The following is a 15,082-nucleotide window of genomic DNA, read 5'->3' as shown; positions in this document are numbered from 1 at the left end:
ATGTTAAGGGTTTATCACTCCAATCGTCTGGATGTGCTTGAAGCACTGATGGAGTTTATCGTTGAGCATGACAGGCTCGACGATCCCTTTGCGCCGGAAGTGATCATGGTGCAAAGCACCGGCATGGCGCAGTGGCTGCAGATGACCCTGGCGCAAAAATTTGGCATCGCCGCCAATATCACCTTTCCATTGCCCGCGAGCTTTATCTGGGAGATGTTCGTTACCGTCCTTGAAGACATTCCCAAAGAGAGCGCCTTCAATAAACAGAGCATGAGCTGGAAGCTGATGTCGCTGCTGCCTGCGCTGCTGGAGCAGGAAGATTTTGCCATGCTGCATCACTATCTCCACGATGATGATGACAAGCGCAAGCTGTTCCAGCTCTGCTCACGCGTGGCGGATCTTTACGATCAGTATCTGGTTTACCGCCCGGAGTGGCTGACACGCTGGGAAGCGGGAGAAAGGGTCGACGGGCTGGATGATGCGCAGCGCTGGCAGGCACCGCTCTGGCGCGCGCTGGTTGAGCATACCCGCGAGTTAGGCCAGCCCCACTGGCACCGCGCTAACCTGTATCAGCGCTTTATTTCGCGGCTTGAATCAGCGAAAGAGCCGCCTGCCGGGCTGCCTGCCCGTGTCTTTATCTGCGGCATCTCCGCTCTGCCGCCCGTCTACCTGCAAGCCTTGCAGGCGCTGGGCAAACATATTGATGTCCACCTGCTGTTTACTAACCCCTGTCGCTACTACTGGGGCGATATCAAAGACCCGGCGTTTCTCGCACGGCTTGTCACACGCCGTCGCCGCCATCACCGGGATGACCGCCAGTTTCCTCTTTTCCGCGATACACAAAGTGCGGAAGGTCTGTTCAATGGCGAAGGCGAGCAGGATGTGGGTAACCCGCTGCTAGCCTCCTGGGGCAAGCTCGGGCGTGACAATATTTTTCTGCTGGCGGGTATGGAGCGCTATGAAGAGCTGGATGCCTTTGTCGACATCACGCCAGGCTCGATGCTGCAAAATCTGAAGTACGACATTCTTGAGCTGCAAAACAGCGCGGTAGCCGGCATTACGGCAGAGGAGTTCGCGCGCAGCGATAAAAAGCGTCCGCTCGATCCAGAGGATCGCAGCGTTACGGTGCATATCTGCCACAGCCCGCAGCGGGAAGTGGAGGTGCTGCACGATCGGCTGCTGGCGATGCTGGAAGAGGATCCCGAGCTGACACCGCGCGATATCGTGGTGATGGTGGCGGATATCGACAGCTATAGCCCCTATATCCAGGCGGTGTTTGGCAGCGCCAGCGGCGAACGCTACATTCCCTACGCGGTATCCGACCGCCGCGCGCGCCAGGCCCACCCCGCGCTGCAAGCCTTTATCAGCCTCTTATCTCTGCCGGACAGCCGCTTCGTCTCGGAAGATGTGCTCGCCCTGCTGGATGTGCCGGTACTGGCGGCCCGCTTCAACATTACCGAAGAGGGGCTGCGCTACCTGCGCCTGTGGGTAAACGAGTCCGGCATTCGTTGGGGGATGGATGATGACAACGTGCGCGAACTCGAACTGCCGCCAACCGGGCAGCACACCTGGCAGTTTGGCCTGACGCGCATGCTGCTGGGCTATGCCATGGAGAGCCGCCAGGGCGAGTGGCAGTCAATTCTGCCTTATGACGAGTCGAGCGGCTTGATTGCGGAGCTTGTTGGTCACCTGGCCTCGCTGCTGATGCAGCTCAATATCTGGCGTCGGGGTCTTGCCGAAGAGCGCCCGCTTGAGGAGTGGTTACCGATCTGCCGGGAGATGCTTAATGACTTCTTCCTGCCCGATCAGGAGACCGAAGCCGCGCTGGCGCTGATTGAGCAGCAGTGGCAGGCAATCATCGCTCAGGGCGTTGGCGCGAGCTATGGCGAAGCGGTCCCGCTCTCTCTGCTGCGTGATGAGCTGGCTCAGCGACTCGATCAGGAGCGCATCAGCCAGCGCTTCCTCGCCGGCCCGGTCAACATCTGCACGCTGATGCCGATGCGTTCAATCCCGTTCAAGGTGGTCTGTCTGCTGGGGATGAACGACGGCATCTATCCGCGCACGCTTCCTCCGCTCGGCTTTGACCTGATGAGCCAGAAACCGCAGCGCGGCGATCGCAGCCGCCGCGATGATGACCGCTACCTCTTTCTGGAAGCACTCGTCTCCGCGCAGCAGCAGCTCTATATCAGCTATATAGGCCGTTCGATCCAGGATAACAAAGAGCGTTTTCCTTCGGTGCTGGTGCAGGAGCTGGTGGACTATATCGGCCAGAGCCACCATCTGCCGGGTGACGAGGCGCTTAACTGTGACGAAAGCGAGCGGCGGGTGAAGGCACATATCACCCATCTGCACACCCGCATGCCGTTCGACCCGGCTAACTATACGGTAGATGAGTGGCAGAGCTATGCCCGCGACTGGCTGCCCGCCGCCAGCCTGCAGGGCGAAGAGCATCTGCCCTTTATTCAGACGCTGGAGACGCCTTCGCTTGAGACGCTGGCCTTTGACCAGCTTCAGCGCTTCTGGGCACACCCGGTGCGCGCCTTTTTCCAGATGCGTTTGCGGGTGAATTTCCGCCCTGAAGAGAGCGATATTCCTGACGCCGAGCCCTTTATTCTTGATGGCCTCGATCGCTACCAGCTTAACGACGAGCTACTGAATGCGCTGGTTGAAGAGCAGGATGCCGAAAAACTGTTCCGCCGCTATCGGGCTGCGGGTGTGCTGCCGTACGGAGCATTTGGTGAAATCGTCTGGGAGACGCAGTGCAAGGAGATGCAGGCACTGGCCAGCCGCGTTATTGAGCATCGCCAACCGGCAGACAGCCTCGAAATCGACCTGCACTGCGCGGGTGTTCACCTGACCGGATGGTTGGCCCACGTGCAGCCAGACGGGTTGCTGCGCTGGCGTCCATCGCAGCTGAAGGTCTCACAGGGGCTGCAACTTTGGCTGGAGCATCTTGTCTACTGTGCCAGTGGCGGAACGGGAGAGAGTCGCCTCTTTGTGCGTAAAGATGGCCAATGGCGCTTCCCGCCGCTGCCGCCTGAAGAGGCGCTGCGCTACCTGGCATTAATGATTGAAGGCTTTCGTGAAGGGATGACGAAACCCTTGCTGCTATTGCCGGAAAGCGGCGGCGCGTGGATAAAAGCCTGTTATGACGCAGCAAATGATGCCATGGTAAAGGACGACGAGACGTTGCAAAAAGCGCAGAGCAAATTTTTGCAGGCGTATGAAGGCAACATGGTGGTCAGCGGTGAAGGTGCCGATGTCTGGTATCAGCGTCTGTGGCGAACCCTTGAGCCGGAGTACTTCACGGAAATTACCGCACAGGCGCAACGTTTCCTGTTACCGCTTTATCGACACAATCAGCCCGCCTGACGGTATAAAAATTGCGCAGAGGGGAGTCATCCCTTATTATGCGCGACGGTCACGGACTGATATAACCCGCGTGCTGGCGCTGTCAGCACACATTTACCTGCTACTCCGGCGGTTATCGGGGAGCAGGAAAAGTTAATGATGAGGTTCGTGAATGCCCCGCAGCACCTGGTTATCTATCTTCGTTCTGTTTTTTGCCCTCTGGGCGCCACTTAGTCAGGCTGACACGGGCTGGCAGCCCGTTAAAGAGACTATTCGTAAGAGCGACAAAGATACGCGGCAGTATCAGGCGATCCGCCTTGATAACGGCATGGTCGTGCTGCTGGTTTCGGATGCGCAGGCGGTAAAATCCCTCTCCGCGCTGGTTGTGCCGGTCGGCTCGCTCGAAGATCCCGACAGTCACCCAGGTCTTGCTCACTATCTTGAGCATATGACGCTAATGGGGTCGAAAAAGTATCCGCAACCGGACAGCCTCGCTGAATACCTCAAAATGCACGGCGGCAGCCATAACGCCAGCACCGCGCCTTATCGTACCGCTTATTACCTGGAAGTGGAGAACGACGCGCTGGATGGGGCCGTGGATCGCTTAGCTGATGCCATCGCCGAGCCGCTGCTGGCAAAGAAGTACGCCGAGCGGGAGCGTAACGCGGTCAATGCGGAGCTGACCATGGCGCGTACCCGTGACGGCATGCGCATGGCGCAGGTGAGTGCGGAGACCATTAATCCCGCTCACCCTGGCGCACGCTTCTCCGGTGGTAATCTTGAAACCCTCAGTGATAAACCGGGCAGCCCGGTGCATGACGCGCTGCTGGCGTTTCGCGATAAGTTCTACTCGGCCAACCTGATGAAAGCGGTGATTTACAGCAATCGCCCGCTTAACGAGCTGGCGACGCTTGCCGTTCAGACATACGGCCGGGTTCCCAACAAAAATATCACCCGGCCTGAGATCACCGTGCCGGTGGTAACGGATGCGCAAAAAGGCATCATCATTCACTACGTGCCGGAAGTGCCGAATAAGGTGCTGCGCGTTGAGTTTCGTATCGATAACAACACGGCGGCTTTTCGCAGCAAAACCGACGAGCTGATTACCTATCTTATCGGCAACCGCAGCCCGGGCACGCTCTCAGACTGGCTGCAAAGCCAGGGGCTGGTTGAGGGGATTCGTGGTGATTCCGATCCGGTAGTCAACGGTAATAGCGGCGTGCTGGCCATCTCCGCTACCCTGACAGATAAAGGGCTGGCACATCGCGATCGGGTTGTCGCCGCCATTTTCAGTTACCTGCAACTGCTGCGTGAAAAGGGGATCGATAAACGCTACTTTGACGAGCTGGCGCACATTCTCGATCTTGATTTCCGCTACCCGTCGATCACTCGCGATATGGATTATGTCGAGTGGCTCGCCGACACGATGATCCGCGTGCCGGTTGCTCACACCCTCGATTCCGTCAACATCGCCGACCAGTTTGATGCTAAAGCGGTACAGGCGCGTCTGGATGAGATGACGCCGCAAAACGCGCGTATCTGGTATATCAGCCCCGATGAGCCGCACAACAAAAAAGCCTACTTTGTTGATGCGCCTTACCAGGTGGAGAAAATTACCCCCGATCGCTTTGCCGCATGGCAAAAAGATGAGGCGGGGATCGATCTGCAATTTCCGGAGCTTAACCCCTATATTCCGGATGACTTCACGCTGATCGCCCCGGCAAAAAAATATACCCATCCAGAACTGATCGTCGATGAACCGGCGCTGCGTGTGGTTTACATGCCGAGCAGGTACTTCGCCAATGAACCTCGGGCCGATGTCAGCGTGGTGCTGCGTAATCCGCAGGCGATGGACAGTGCGAAAAACCAGGTGATGTTTGCCTTAAATGATTACCTGGCGGGGCTGGCGCTCGATCAGCTGAGCAACCAGGCTGCGGTCGGCGGTATCGGCTTCTCCACCAATGCCAATAACGGTTTAATGCTTAATGCCAACGGCTATACCCAGCGCCTGCCGCAGCTTTTCAGCGCCTTGCTGGAGGGGTATTTCAGCTATACGCCAACCGAGGAGCAGCTGACGCAGGCGAAATCCTGGTACAGCCGGATGATGGCCTCGGCGGAGAAGGGCAAAGCGTTTGATCAGGCGATTATGCCAGTGCAGATGATATCGCAGGTGCCCTATTTCCCGCGCGAAGCGCGCCGTGCGCTGCTGCCTTCCATCACCGTGCAGGACATTCTCGATTATCGCGATGCGCTGAAGCACAATGCGCGCCCGGAGTTCCTGGTGGTGGGCAACCTGAGCGAACAGCAGGCGAAAGATCTGGCCCACAACGTGCAAAAACAGCTTGGCACCAGCGGTAACGAGTGGTGTCGCAATAAAGACGTGCTGGTGGATAAAAAGCAGAACGCCATGTTTGAGAAAGCGGGCAACAGCACCGATTCCGCGCTGGCCGCTGTCTTTGTGCCGACCGGTTTTGATGAGTACAGCAGCTCGGCGTACAGTGCGATGCTCGGGCAGATAGTGCAGCCGTGGTTCTACAACCAGCTGCGTACTGAAGAGCAGCTCGGTTATGCCGTCTTTGCTTTCCCCATGAATGTTGGCCGCCAGTGGGGAATGGGTTTCCTGTTGCAGAGCAATGAAAAGCAGCCCGCCTGGCTCTGGGAGCGCTATAAAGCCTTCTTTCCGACCGCTGAAGCGCGCCTGCGCGCGATGAAGCCGGAGGAGTTCGCGCAGATCCAGCAGGGTGTCATCGCGCAAATGCTTCAAGCGCCGCAGACATTAGGCGAGGAGGCTTCCAAATTGAGCAAAGATTTCGATCGCGGCAATATGCGCTTCGATTCACGTGATAAAGTAGTGGCCCAAATAAAAGCGCTGACACCGCAAAAACTTGCGGACTTCTTCCATCAGGCGGTGGTTGAGCCGCAAGGTATGGCGATACTGTCACAGATCTCCGGAAGCCAGAGCGGAAAAGCCGACTACGCCCGCCCTGAGGGCTGGAAGGTGTGGAAGGACGCCAGCGCTTTGCAGCAATCCTTACCCTTGATGAGCGAGAAAAATGAGTGAAACGACCGCTGAGACCCTTAATCCCCTGCGCCTGCCGCTTACTGGCGAGCGTCTGATTGAAGCCTCGGCGGGCACCGGTAAAACCTTCACTATCGCCGCGCTCTATCTGCGGCTGTTACTCGGGCTTGGCGGCAATGCCGCCTTTCCCCGCCCGCTCAACGTCGAAGAGCTGCTGGTGGTCACCTTCACCGAAGCGGCGACGGAAGAGCTGCGCGGGCGCATTCGCAACAACATCCATGAGCTACGTATCGCCTGCCTGCGTGAAAGCAGCGACAATCCACTCTATGCCAGCCTGCTGGCAGAGATTGAGGATCAACAGCAGGCCGCCCACTGGCTGATGCTGGCGGAGCGGCAGATGGATGAAGCCGCTGTCTTTACCATTCACGGTTTCTGCCAGCGCATGCTCAGCCTCAATGCCTTTGAATCGGGCATGCTGTTTGAACTGAAACTGCTGGAAGATGAAACCCTGCTGCGCTATCAGGCCTGCGCCGACTTCTGGCGTCGCCACTGCTACCCGCTGCCGCGTGACATTGCGCAGGCGATCCACGATTTATGGAAGGGGCCGCAGGATCTTCTCCGGTCCATCGACCGCTATTTGCAGGGTGAAGCCCCGCAGATCAAATCGCCGCCGCCGGAGGATGAGACCCTCGCTTCGCGCCATGCGCAGATTGTCTCGCAGATTAATGCAGTGAAGCGTCACTGGCTCGACTGCGTCAGTGAACTCGAGCAGCTGCTGGAAAATTCTGGCATTGACCGGCGCAAGTTCAACCGCGGCAACCAGGGAAAATGGATTGAGAAGATCTCCGCCTGGGCGCAGGAGGAGACCAGCACCTATCTGCTGCCGGACGCGCTGGAGAAGTTCTCACAGGCGTTTCTCGCCCAGCGCACCAAAGCGGGTGGCGTGGTGCCGGAGCATCCGCTGTTTGTTGCCATCGAAACACTGCTGGCACAGCCCCTGACTCTGAGCGATCTGGTGCTGACCCGCGCGATGCGCGAAATCCGCGACGCGGTAGCAAAAGAGAAGCGTCGCCGCGGTGAGCTCGGATTTGACGATATGCTCAGTCGGCTCGATCACGCGCTGCAAAGCCCCAATGGTGAAGCGCTGGCTGCGGCTATTCGCACCCGTTTTCCGGTGGCGATGATCGATGAGTTTCAGGACACCGACCCTCAGCAGTACCGCATCTTTAGCCGTATCTGGCTGAATCAGCCCGAGTGTGGCCTGCTGCTGATTGGCGATCCCAAACAGGCGATCTACGCTTTTCGCGGCGCAGATATCTTCACCTATATGAAAGCGCGCGACGAAGTGAGCGCCCGCTATACCCTCGATACCAACTGGCGCTCGTCGCCGGGGATGATCGCCAGCGTCAACCGGCTCTTTAGCCAGATGGACGACGCGTTTATGTTCCGCCAAATTCCTTTCCTGCCGGTGAAAGCCGCTGCGCGAAACAGCGGGCTGCGCTTTGCGCTGAAGGGGGAAACTCAGCCGTCGATGAAGCTGTGGCTGATGGAGGGCGAAGGCGTCGGCGTCGGTGATTACCAGAGCTTTATGGCCCAACTCTGCGCGATGCAGATCCGTGACTGGCTCAGCGCCGGGCAGAAAGGGGACGCGCTGCTCTATGAAGGGGATAAAGCGCGGCCGGTGAAAGCGTCGGATATTACCGTGCTGGTGCGCAGCCGCCATGAGGCGTCGCTTATCCGCGATGCGCTGACGTTGCTCGGCATTCCTTCTGTCTACCTCTCCAACCGCGACAGCGTGTTTGAAACACCGGAAGCGCAGGAGCTGCTGTGGCTGCTGCATGCGGTGCTAACACCAGAGCGTGAAAATACGCTGCGCAGCGCGCTGGCAACCTCGATGCTCGGGCTGACGGCGCGGGATATCGACGCGCTCAATCTGGATGAAGATGCCTGGGATCGGGTGGTTGAGGAGTTCTCCCGCTACCGCGAGCTGTGGCAAAAACGCGGCGTGATGGCGATGCTGCGCACGCTGATGAGTGCGCGTAACGTGGCGGAAAACCTGCTCGCCACGCCCGGCGGAGAGCGGCGTTTAACGGATATTTTGCATATCAGCGAGCTGTTACAGGAGGCGGGCACGCAGCTCGAAAGTGAGCATGCACTTACTCGCTGGCTGACGCAGCATATCGCCGAGCCGAACACCAGCGCTGCCAGCGAGCAGATGCGTCTGGAGAGCGATAAGCACCTGGTGCAGATTGTCACCATCCACAAATCGAAAGGCCTTGAGTACCCGCTGGTCTGGCTGCCGTTTATCGCCAACTTCCGCGTGCAGGACCAGGGGTTTTACCACGATCGCGCCTCGTTTAACGCGGTGCTTGATCTCAGCCATGCTGAAGAGAGCATTGAGCTGGCTGAAGCCGAGCGGCTGGCGGAGGATTTACGCCTGCTCTATGTGGCACTGACCCGTTCAGTGTGGCACTGCAGCCTCGGCATTGCGCCGCTGTTTCGCCGCCGTGGCGAGAAGAGCGGGCCCACTGATTTCCACCTCAGCGCATTGGGTCGGCTGATTCAGAAAGGTGAAGCGCTGGATGCCGCCGGGCTGCGTCAGGCGCTGGCTGAGATCTGCAATGAAGAGATTGTGCTGGCGACGCCGCCCACGCCGGATACAGATCGCTGGGAACTCCCACAGCCGCAGCCGCCTGCGCTCAGCGTACGCGAAGTGATGCGCCGGGTCGCCGATGACTGGCGGGTGACCAGTTACTCCGGCCTGCAACAGCGCGGGCATGGCCTTGCCCAGGATCTGCTCCCGCGTCTGGATATCGACGCCGCAGGCGAGCGCGAGGTGCAAACCCAGCCGATGCTGACGCCGCACGAGTTTCCGCGCGGCGCGGCACCGGGCACTTTCTTGCACAGCCTGTTTGAAGATCTCGACTTTACCCATCCTGTCTCGCCGGAGTGGGTGGCGGAAAAGCTGCTGGTGGCAGGGTATGAGGAGCACTGGCAGCCGGTGCTGAGCAGCTGGCTGGAGACGGTGCTGCACGCGCCGCTCACCGCAGCCGGCGTCTCTCTTAGCCAACTGACGGCCAACGATAAACAGGTCGAGATGGAGTTTTACCTGCCCATCAGCGCCACGCTGAGCGCCGAGGCGCTCGACGGGCTGATTCGCCGCTACGATCCGCTGTCGGCTGGCTGTGCGCCGCTCGATTTCCGCGACGTGCGGGGGATGCTGAAGGGCTTTATCGACCTGGTGTTTCGCCATCAGGGGCGCTACTACCTGCTCGATTACAAATCCAACTGGCTGGGCGACAACGCGCAGGCCTATACGCAAGAGGCGATGGCGGTAGCCATGCAGTCCCATCGCTACGATCTGCAGTACCAGCTCTATACCCTGGCGCTGCACCGCTATTTACGCCACCGCATCGGCGATTACGACTATGAGCGCCATTTCGGCGGTGTGATCTACCTCTTTTTACGCGGCGTGGAGGCGCAGCAACCGGAGCAGGGGATTTTCACCACCCGCCCGGATGCCGCCCTGATCGCCCGCATGGATACCCTGTTTGCAGGTGAAGTACCGGAGATGACGCCATGAATGTGCAGGCTTTACTGCAAGAAGCGATGGAGCAGAAGCTGCTGCGTCCGCTGGACGTGCAGTTTGCCCTGACGGTGGCTGGCACTGAAGAGCCCGCTTTGCTGCTGGCCGCGGCGCTGCTTAGCCGCGATGCGGGAGAGGGGCATGTCTGTTTGCCGCTCTCACGCCTGACCCCCGATGTGTTCGGCAATGATTCGCCCCTCGTGCGCCAGCTGTTTGAGATGGCCGGCCCGCCCGACGACTGGCAGGCGCTGCTGCTTGCCTCACCGGCGGTGGGCGACGGCAGCGGCGCAACGCCGATTATTCTGCACGATGCGCGCCTCTACCTGAACCGTATGTGGTGGAACGAGCGGCGCGTTGCGGAGTTCTTTGCAGCCCAGGATGCCGTTGATGAGGCGGATGAAGCCCGGCTTTCAGAGGCGTTGGCCTCACTCTTTCCGGAAAACTATGAAGCGGATGTGAACTGGCAAAAAGTGGCCGCCGCCGTGGCGCTCACCCGACGAATTTCAGTGATCTCCGGCGGGCCGGGAACCGGTAAAACCACCACCGTGGCGAAGCTGCTGGCGGCGCTGGTACAAACGCTCGATGGCAGCCGCTGCCGTATCTGCCTGGCTGCGCCCACCGGTAAAGCCGCCGCGCGGTTAACCGAATCCCTCGGCAACGCGCTGCGCCAGTTGCCGCTTGATGAAGCGCAAAAAGCGCTGCTGCCGGATGAGGCCAGTACGCTGCACAGGCTGCTCGGCGCACAGCCGGGAAGCCAGCGTATGCGCCATCACGCGCTCAACCCGCTGCATCTGGACGTGCTGGTAGTGGATGAAGCGTCGATGATTGACCTGCCGATGATGTCGCGGCTGATTGACGCTCTGCCGCCGAGAGCGCGGGTGATCTTCCTCGGCGATCGCGATCAGTTGGCCTCCGTGGAAGCCGGCGCTGTGCTGGGAGATATCTGCGCCTGGGTGAATGCAGGTTACAGCGCGACGCGTGCGGCGCAGCTCTCGCGGCTAACCGGCGCGGAAGTGCCGGCAGGTGAAGGCGAGGCGGCCACCGCGCTGCGCGATAGCCTCTGCCTGCTGCAAAAAAGTTACCGCTTTGGCAGCCACTCTGGCATCGGTCAGTTGGCCGCTGCGGTTAACCGCGGTGATAAGCGCGCCACGCAGGCGGTCTTCAGCCAGGGCTTTGAGGATATTGAGCGTAAACCGCTCAACAGCGCCGAGGCCTATCAGGAGATGATTGACGACGCGCTGGCGGGCTATAGGCACTATCTTTCGCTGGTGCAGGGCCACGCCGAACCGGAAGCGATTATCGCCGCCTTCGGCGAATACCAGCTGCTCTGCGCGCTGCGCGAAGGGCCGTTTGGCGTCAGTGGGCTGAATGAGCGGCTTGAGCTGGCGCTGGTGCGTCAGCGTAAAATTACCCGCCAGCCCTTCTCGCGCTGGTACCACGGCAGGCCGGTGATGATTTCGCGCAACGACTCCGCGCTGGGGCTGTTTAATGGTGATATCGGCATTGCGCTGGATCAGGGGCAGGGGATGCGCGTCTGGTTCCCGCTGCCGGGCGGGAAGATCAAGTCGGTGCAGCCGAGCCGTTTGCCGGAGCATGAAACCGCCTGGGCGATGACGGTACATAAATCGCAGGGCTCGGAGTTCGATCACGCCGCGCTGATCCTGCCTGCGCAAAACGTGCCGGTGGTGACACGCGAGCTGGTCTACACCGCGATTACTCGCGCACGTAAACGGCTCTCGCTCTATGCCGATGAGCGCGTGCTCGGCCAGGCGATTGCCACCCGCACCGAGCGGCGCAGCGGCCTTGAAGCACTCTTCAGCGCCCTGAAATAGAACGCCCCGCACTGGGCGGGGCGTGAATCAGGTCAGATCGGCCATCAGCACTTTTGAGCGCCGCTGGTAGTTGTACATCTGCTTTTTGGTTTCAGGCAGCGAGTCAATATCCACCGGCGTAAAGCCGCGCTCCTGGAACCAGTGAATGCTGCGGGTGGTGAGCACAAAGAGCTTGCTGAGCCCCATCTGCCGCGCCTGCAGCGCAATGCGCTCCAGCAGCGCTTCGCCGCGTGACGAGCTGCGATAATCAGGATGCACGGCCACGCAGGCCATCTCGCCAATCTTCTCTTCCGGGAAGGGGTAGAGCGCCGCGCAGGCGATGGTGAGATTGTCGCGCTCAATGATCGTGAACTTATCGATCTCCATCTCCAGCTGCTCGCGGGAGCGGCGCACAAGGATGCCCTGCTGTTCGAGCGGGCGAATCAGTTCCAGAATGCCGCCGATGTCGTTAATGGTGGCGCGGCGGATCTGCTCGGCGCTCTCCATCACAATCTGCGTACCAATACCGTCGCGGGAGAAGAGCTCCTGCAACAGCGAGCCATCTTCCTGATAGCTGATTAAGTGGCTGCGACGTACGCCGCTGCGGCACGCTTTTACCGCGCCGCGCAGGAAGCGCACGGTGCCGGAGTGGTAGTCGCCGCGCTGCTCCAGCTCTTCGACACGCGCCTGCGCGTCGTTAGGAAACAGCTCGGAGACAATTTCGCCTTCATCATTCATGACACCCTGAGACGAGCAAAAGCCAATCATCTTCTCCGCTTTTAGCTTGATCGCCAGCTGGGTGGCAATCTCCTCAGAGGTGAGGTTGAAGCTCTCACCGGTCACGGAGACCGCAACCGGCCCCATCAGCACAATCGCGCCGCTATCCAGCTGGCGGTGGATCGCCTCTTCATCAATACGGCGAATACGCCCGCTGTGGCAGTAGTCGACACCGTCATCAACGCCCAGCGGCTGGGAAATAATAAAGTTACCGCTGACCACGTTAATGTGCGCACCCTGTAGCGGCGTATTGTTGAGGCTCATCGACAGCCGCGCGGTGATATCCAGCTGCAAAAGCCCTGCGGCCTGTTTCACCAGTTCAAGGGTTTTGGCGTCGGTAACGCGGGTGTGTTTGTGGTAGATCGGTTCGTGGTGGTGTTCAGCAAGGTTGGCGTCGATTTGCGGGCGCGCGCCATAGACCACCACCAGCCTGATCCCGAGGCTATGCAGCAGGCCGATGTCGTTGACAATGCTGGAGAAGTTTTCATGCTCAATGGCTTCACCCCCGAGCATAATGACGAATGTCTTTCCCCGATGGGCGTTGATATAGGGAACGGAATGGCGAAATCCCTGCACCAGTTCGGTTCTGCGCTCTTTGACCACGGCCTGTCCTCACTGCATGATTATTCGTAAAAAATGTATTTTTATTCTTTTATTGTCTTCGCTGCAAGCACAAATTTTCTTAAGTCAGGATTCCCCCGTCTCTGTGAAGCATAACGCCAGACATATGTTTACCCTTTAAAAGATGACAGTTTATGCATCATTCGCTAAAGTTTTCCGTCAATTCTGACGTTAAGCATTATTTAAACAAATTGCTCGGGAGAAGCATGTCGGGAAGTCATTCAGCGCTGAGCCGCCGCAAATTATTACAGGGTGCGGGGGCGATGTGGTTATTAAGCGTGAGCCAGGTTGGCCTGGCCGCCGTCAGTCAGGTGGTCGCCGTGCGTGTCTGGCCTGCGTCGAGCTATACCCGTGTGACGGTGGAATCGAACCGCGTGGTGAAGTACAAACAGTTCGCCTTGAGCAACCCCGACCGCCTGGTAGTGGATCTGCAGGGCGTCCATCTCAACTCCGTGCTGAAGGGCATGGGAACGCAGATCCGCAGCGACGATCCCTTTATCAAATCAGCCCGCGTGGGTCAGTTCGATCCGCAGACGGTGCGCATGGTGTTTGAACTTAAGCAGAATGTGAAACCGCAACTCTTTGCGCTGGCGCCGGTCGCAGGCTTCAAAGAGCGTCTGGTGATGGATCTCTATCCGGCGAATGCGCAAGATGTGCAGGATCCGCTGCTGGCGCTGCTTGAAGAGTACAACCAGGGCGATCTTGATAAGCAGGTGCCGCCCGCGCAGAGCGGCCCGCAGCCGGGCAAAGCCGGGCGCGACAGGCCGATTGTGATCATGCTCGATCCCGGCCATGGCGGGGAAGATCCGGGTGCGACAGGGAAATATAAAACCCGTGAGAAGGATGTGGTGCTGCAAATCGCCCGCCGTCTGCATGCGCTGATCGAGAAAGAGGGCAATATGAAGTCCTTTATGACCCGCAACGAGGATGTCTTTATTCCGCTGAAGGTGCGTGTGGCGAAAGCACAGAAGCAGCGCGCCGACCTCTTTGTCTCGATTCACGCCGATGCCTTTAGCAGCCGCCAGCCGCATGGTTCGTCTGTCTTCGCGCTCTCAACCAAAGGGGCGACCAGTACAGCGGCGAAATATCTGGCGGATACGCAGAACGCGGCGGACTTGATTGGTGGCGTGAGCAAAAGCGGTGACCGCTATCTCGATCACACTATGTTCGATATGGTGCAGTCGCTGACCATTAACGACAGCCTGAAATTTGGCAAAGCGGTGCTTAATAAGCTGGGGCGCGTCAATAACCTGCACAAGAACAGCGTGGAGCAGGCGGGCTTTGCGGTGCTGAAAGCGCCGGATATCCCGTCGATTCTGGTTGAGACGGCGTTTATCAGTAATGTGGAAGAGGAGCGTAAGCTCAAGACCGCAAAATTCCAGCAGGAAGTCGCAGAGTCGATTCTGGCAGGGATTAAAGCCTACTTCGCGGATGGCGCGACGCTGGCGAGAAGGGGATAACAGAATGGCGCCGAAGGGCGCCATTTTTTTCTCTTGTTTGCTGCGCGCTTTTACAAACGCCAGAAACAAAAAAACACCCGTTAAGGTGTTTATTGTGTTGGTTGCGGGGGCCGGATTTGAACCGACGACCTTCGGGTTATGAGCCCGACGAGCTACCAGGCTGCTCCACCCCGCGTCCGTCTGTTTACACTTCCATCATGTAAACTTTTTCTTTCTTCCACATTTTAATTGGTTGCGGGAGCCGGATTTGAACCGACGACCTTCGGGTTATGAGCCCGACGAGCTACCAGGCTGCTCCATCCCGCGTCCGTGGAAGCGCACTATACGCCGCAGACGATTTGATGCAACCTTTTTTTTGCCACATTTGTCGATTTAAGGACTTTATGTTTAAAAACAACACAATGTGATTAAGATTTAAACAAAACTGGCGTTGGAATGGTCGTGTGCATTTCATTAG

At 58.8% G+C, this 15,082-nt stretch carries 6 protein-coding genes and 2 tRNA genes; 5 read left to right on the top strand and 3 right to left on the bottom strand.

Features of this window, described 5'->3' with window-relative positions:
• From recC to recD, 4 genes are all read left to right on the top strand, one after another.
• Nucleotides 1-3,372, top strand: a complete 3,372-nt coding sequence (gene recC / locus HF650_RS19420; RefSeq protein ID WP_187799984.1) for an exodeoxyribonuclease V subunit gamma — start codon at nucleotides 1-3, stop codon at nucleotides 3,370-3,372.
• Between the two features lie 151 nt (nucleotides 3,373-3,523).
• Nucleotides 3,524-6,412, top strand: a complete 2,889-nt coding sequence (ptrA, locus tag HF650_RS19415) for a pitrilysin (protein ID WP_187799983.1) — start codon at nucleotides 3,524-3,526, stop codon at nucleotides 6,410-6,412.
• Nucleotides 6,405-9,953: an exodeoxyribonuclease V subunit beta gene (gene recB / locus HF650_RS19410; RefSeq protein WP_187799982.1), complete on the top strand. Its 3,549-nt coding sequence runs from the start codon at nucleotides 6,405-6,407 to the stop codon at nucleotides 9,951-9,953. Before ptrA ends, recB begins: the two co-directional genes overlap by 8 nt.
• The gene (gene recD, locus HF650_RS19405) at nucleotides 9,950-11,788 is read left to right on the top strand and encodes an exodeoxyribonuclease V subunit alpha (RefSeq protein ID WP_187799981.1); all 1,839 of its coding nucleotides are present in this window, start codon (nucleotides 9,950-9,952) and stop codon (nucleotides 11,786-11,788) included. Before recB ends, recD begins: the two co-directional genes overlap by 4 nt.
• Before the next feature lie 27 nt (nucleotides 11,789-11,815).
• On the opposite strand, the gene argA is transcribed toward recD, so the two are convergent.
• Nucleotides 11,816-13,147: an amino-acid N-acetyltransferase gene (gene argA, locus HF650_RS19400; protein WP_023481070.1), complete on the bottom strand. Its 1,332-nt coding sequence runs from the start codon at nucleotides 13,145-13,147 to the stop codon at nucleotides 11,816-11,818.
• 224 nt (nucleotides 13,148-13,371) lie between these two features.
• Here argA and amiC point away from each other — a divergent pair, with 224 nt between their 5' ends.
• Nucleotides 13,372-14,625: an N-acetylmuramoyl-L-alanine amidase AmiC gene (gene amiC / locus HF650_RS19395; protein WP_187799980.1), complete on the top strand. Its 1,254-nt coding sequence runs from the start codon at nucleotides 13,372-13,374 to the stop codon at nucleotides 14,623-14,625.
• A 98-nt stretch (nucleotides 14,626-14,723) separates the two neighbouring features.
• Here amiC and HF650_RS19390 read toward each other — a convergent pair.
• A tRNA-Met gene (locus tag HF650_RS19390) sits at nucleotides 14,724-14,800 on the bottom strand.
• A gap of 54 nt (nucleotides 14,801-14,854) precedes the next feature.
• A tRNA-Met gene (locus tag HF650_RS19385) sits at nucleotides 14,855-14,931 on the bottom strand.
• Between the last annotated feature and the right edge of the window lie 151 nt (nucleotides 14,932-15,082).

This window comes from Kosakonia sp. SMBL-WEM22, assembly GCF_014490785.1.
GTDB lineage: Bacteria > Pseudomonadota > Gammaproteobacteria > Enterobacterales > Enterobacteriaceae > Kosakonia.
Note: the sequence above shows the minus strand (reverse complement) of the source record. Positions and strands in the feature narration are given on the sequence as shown.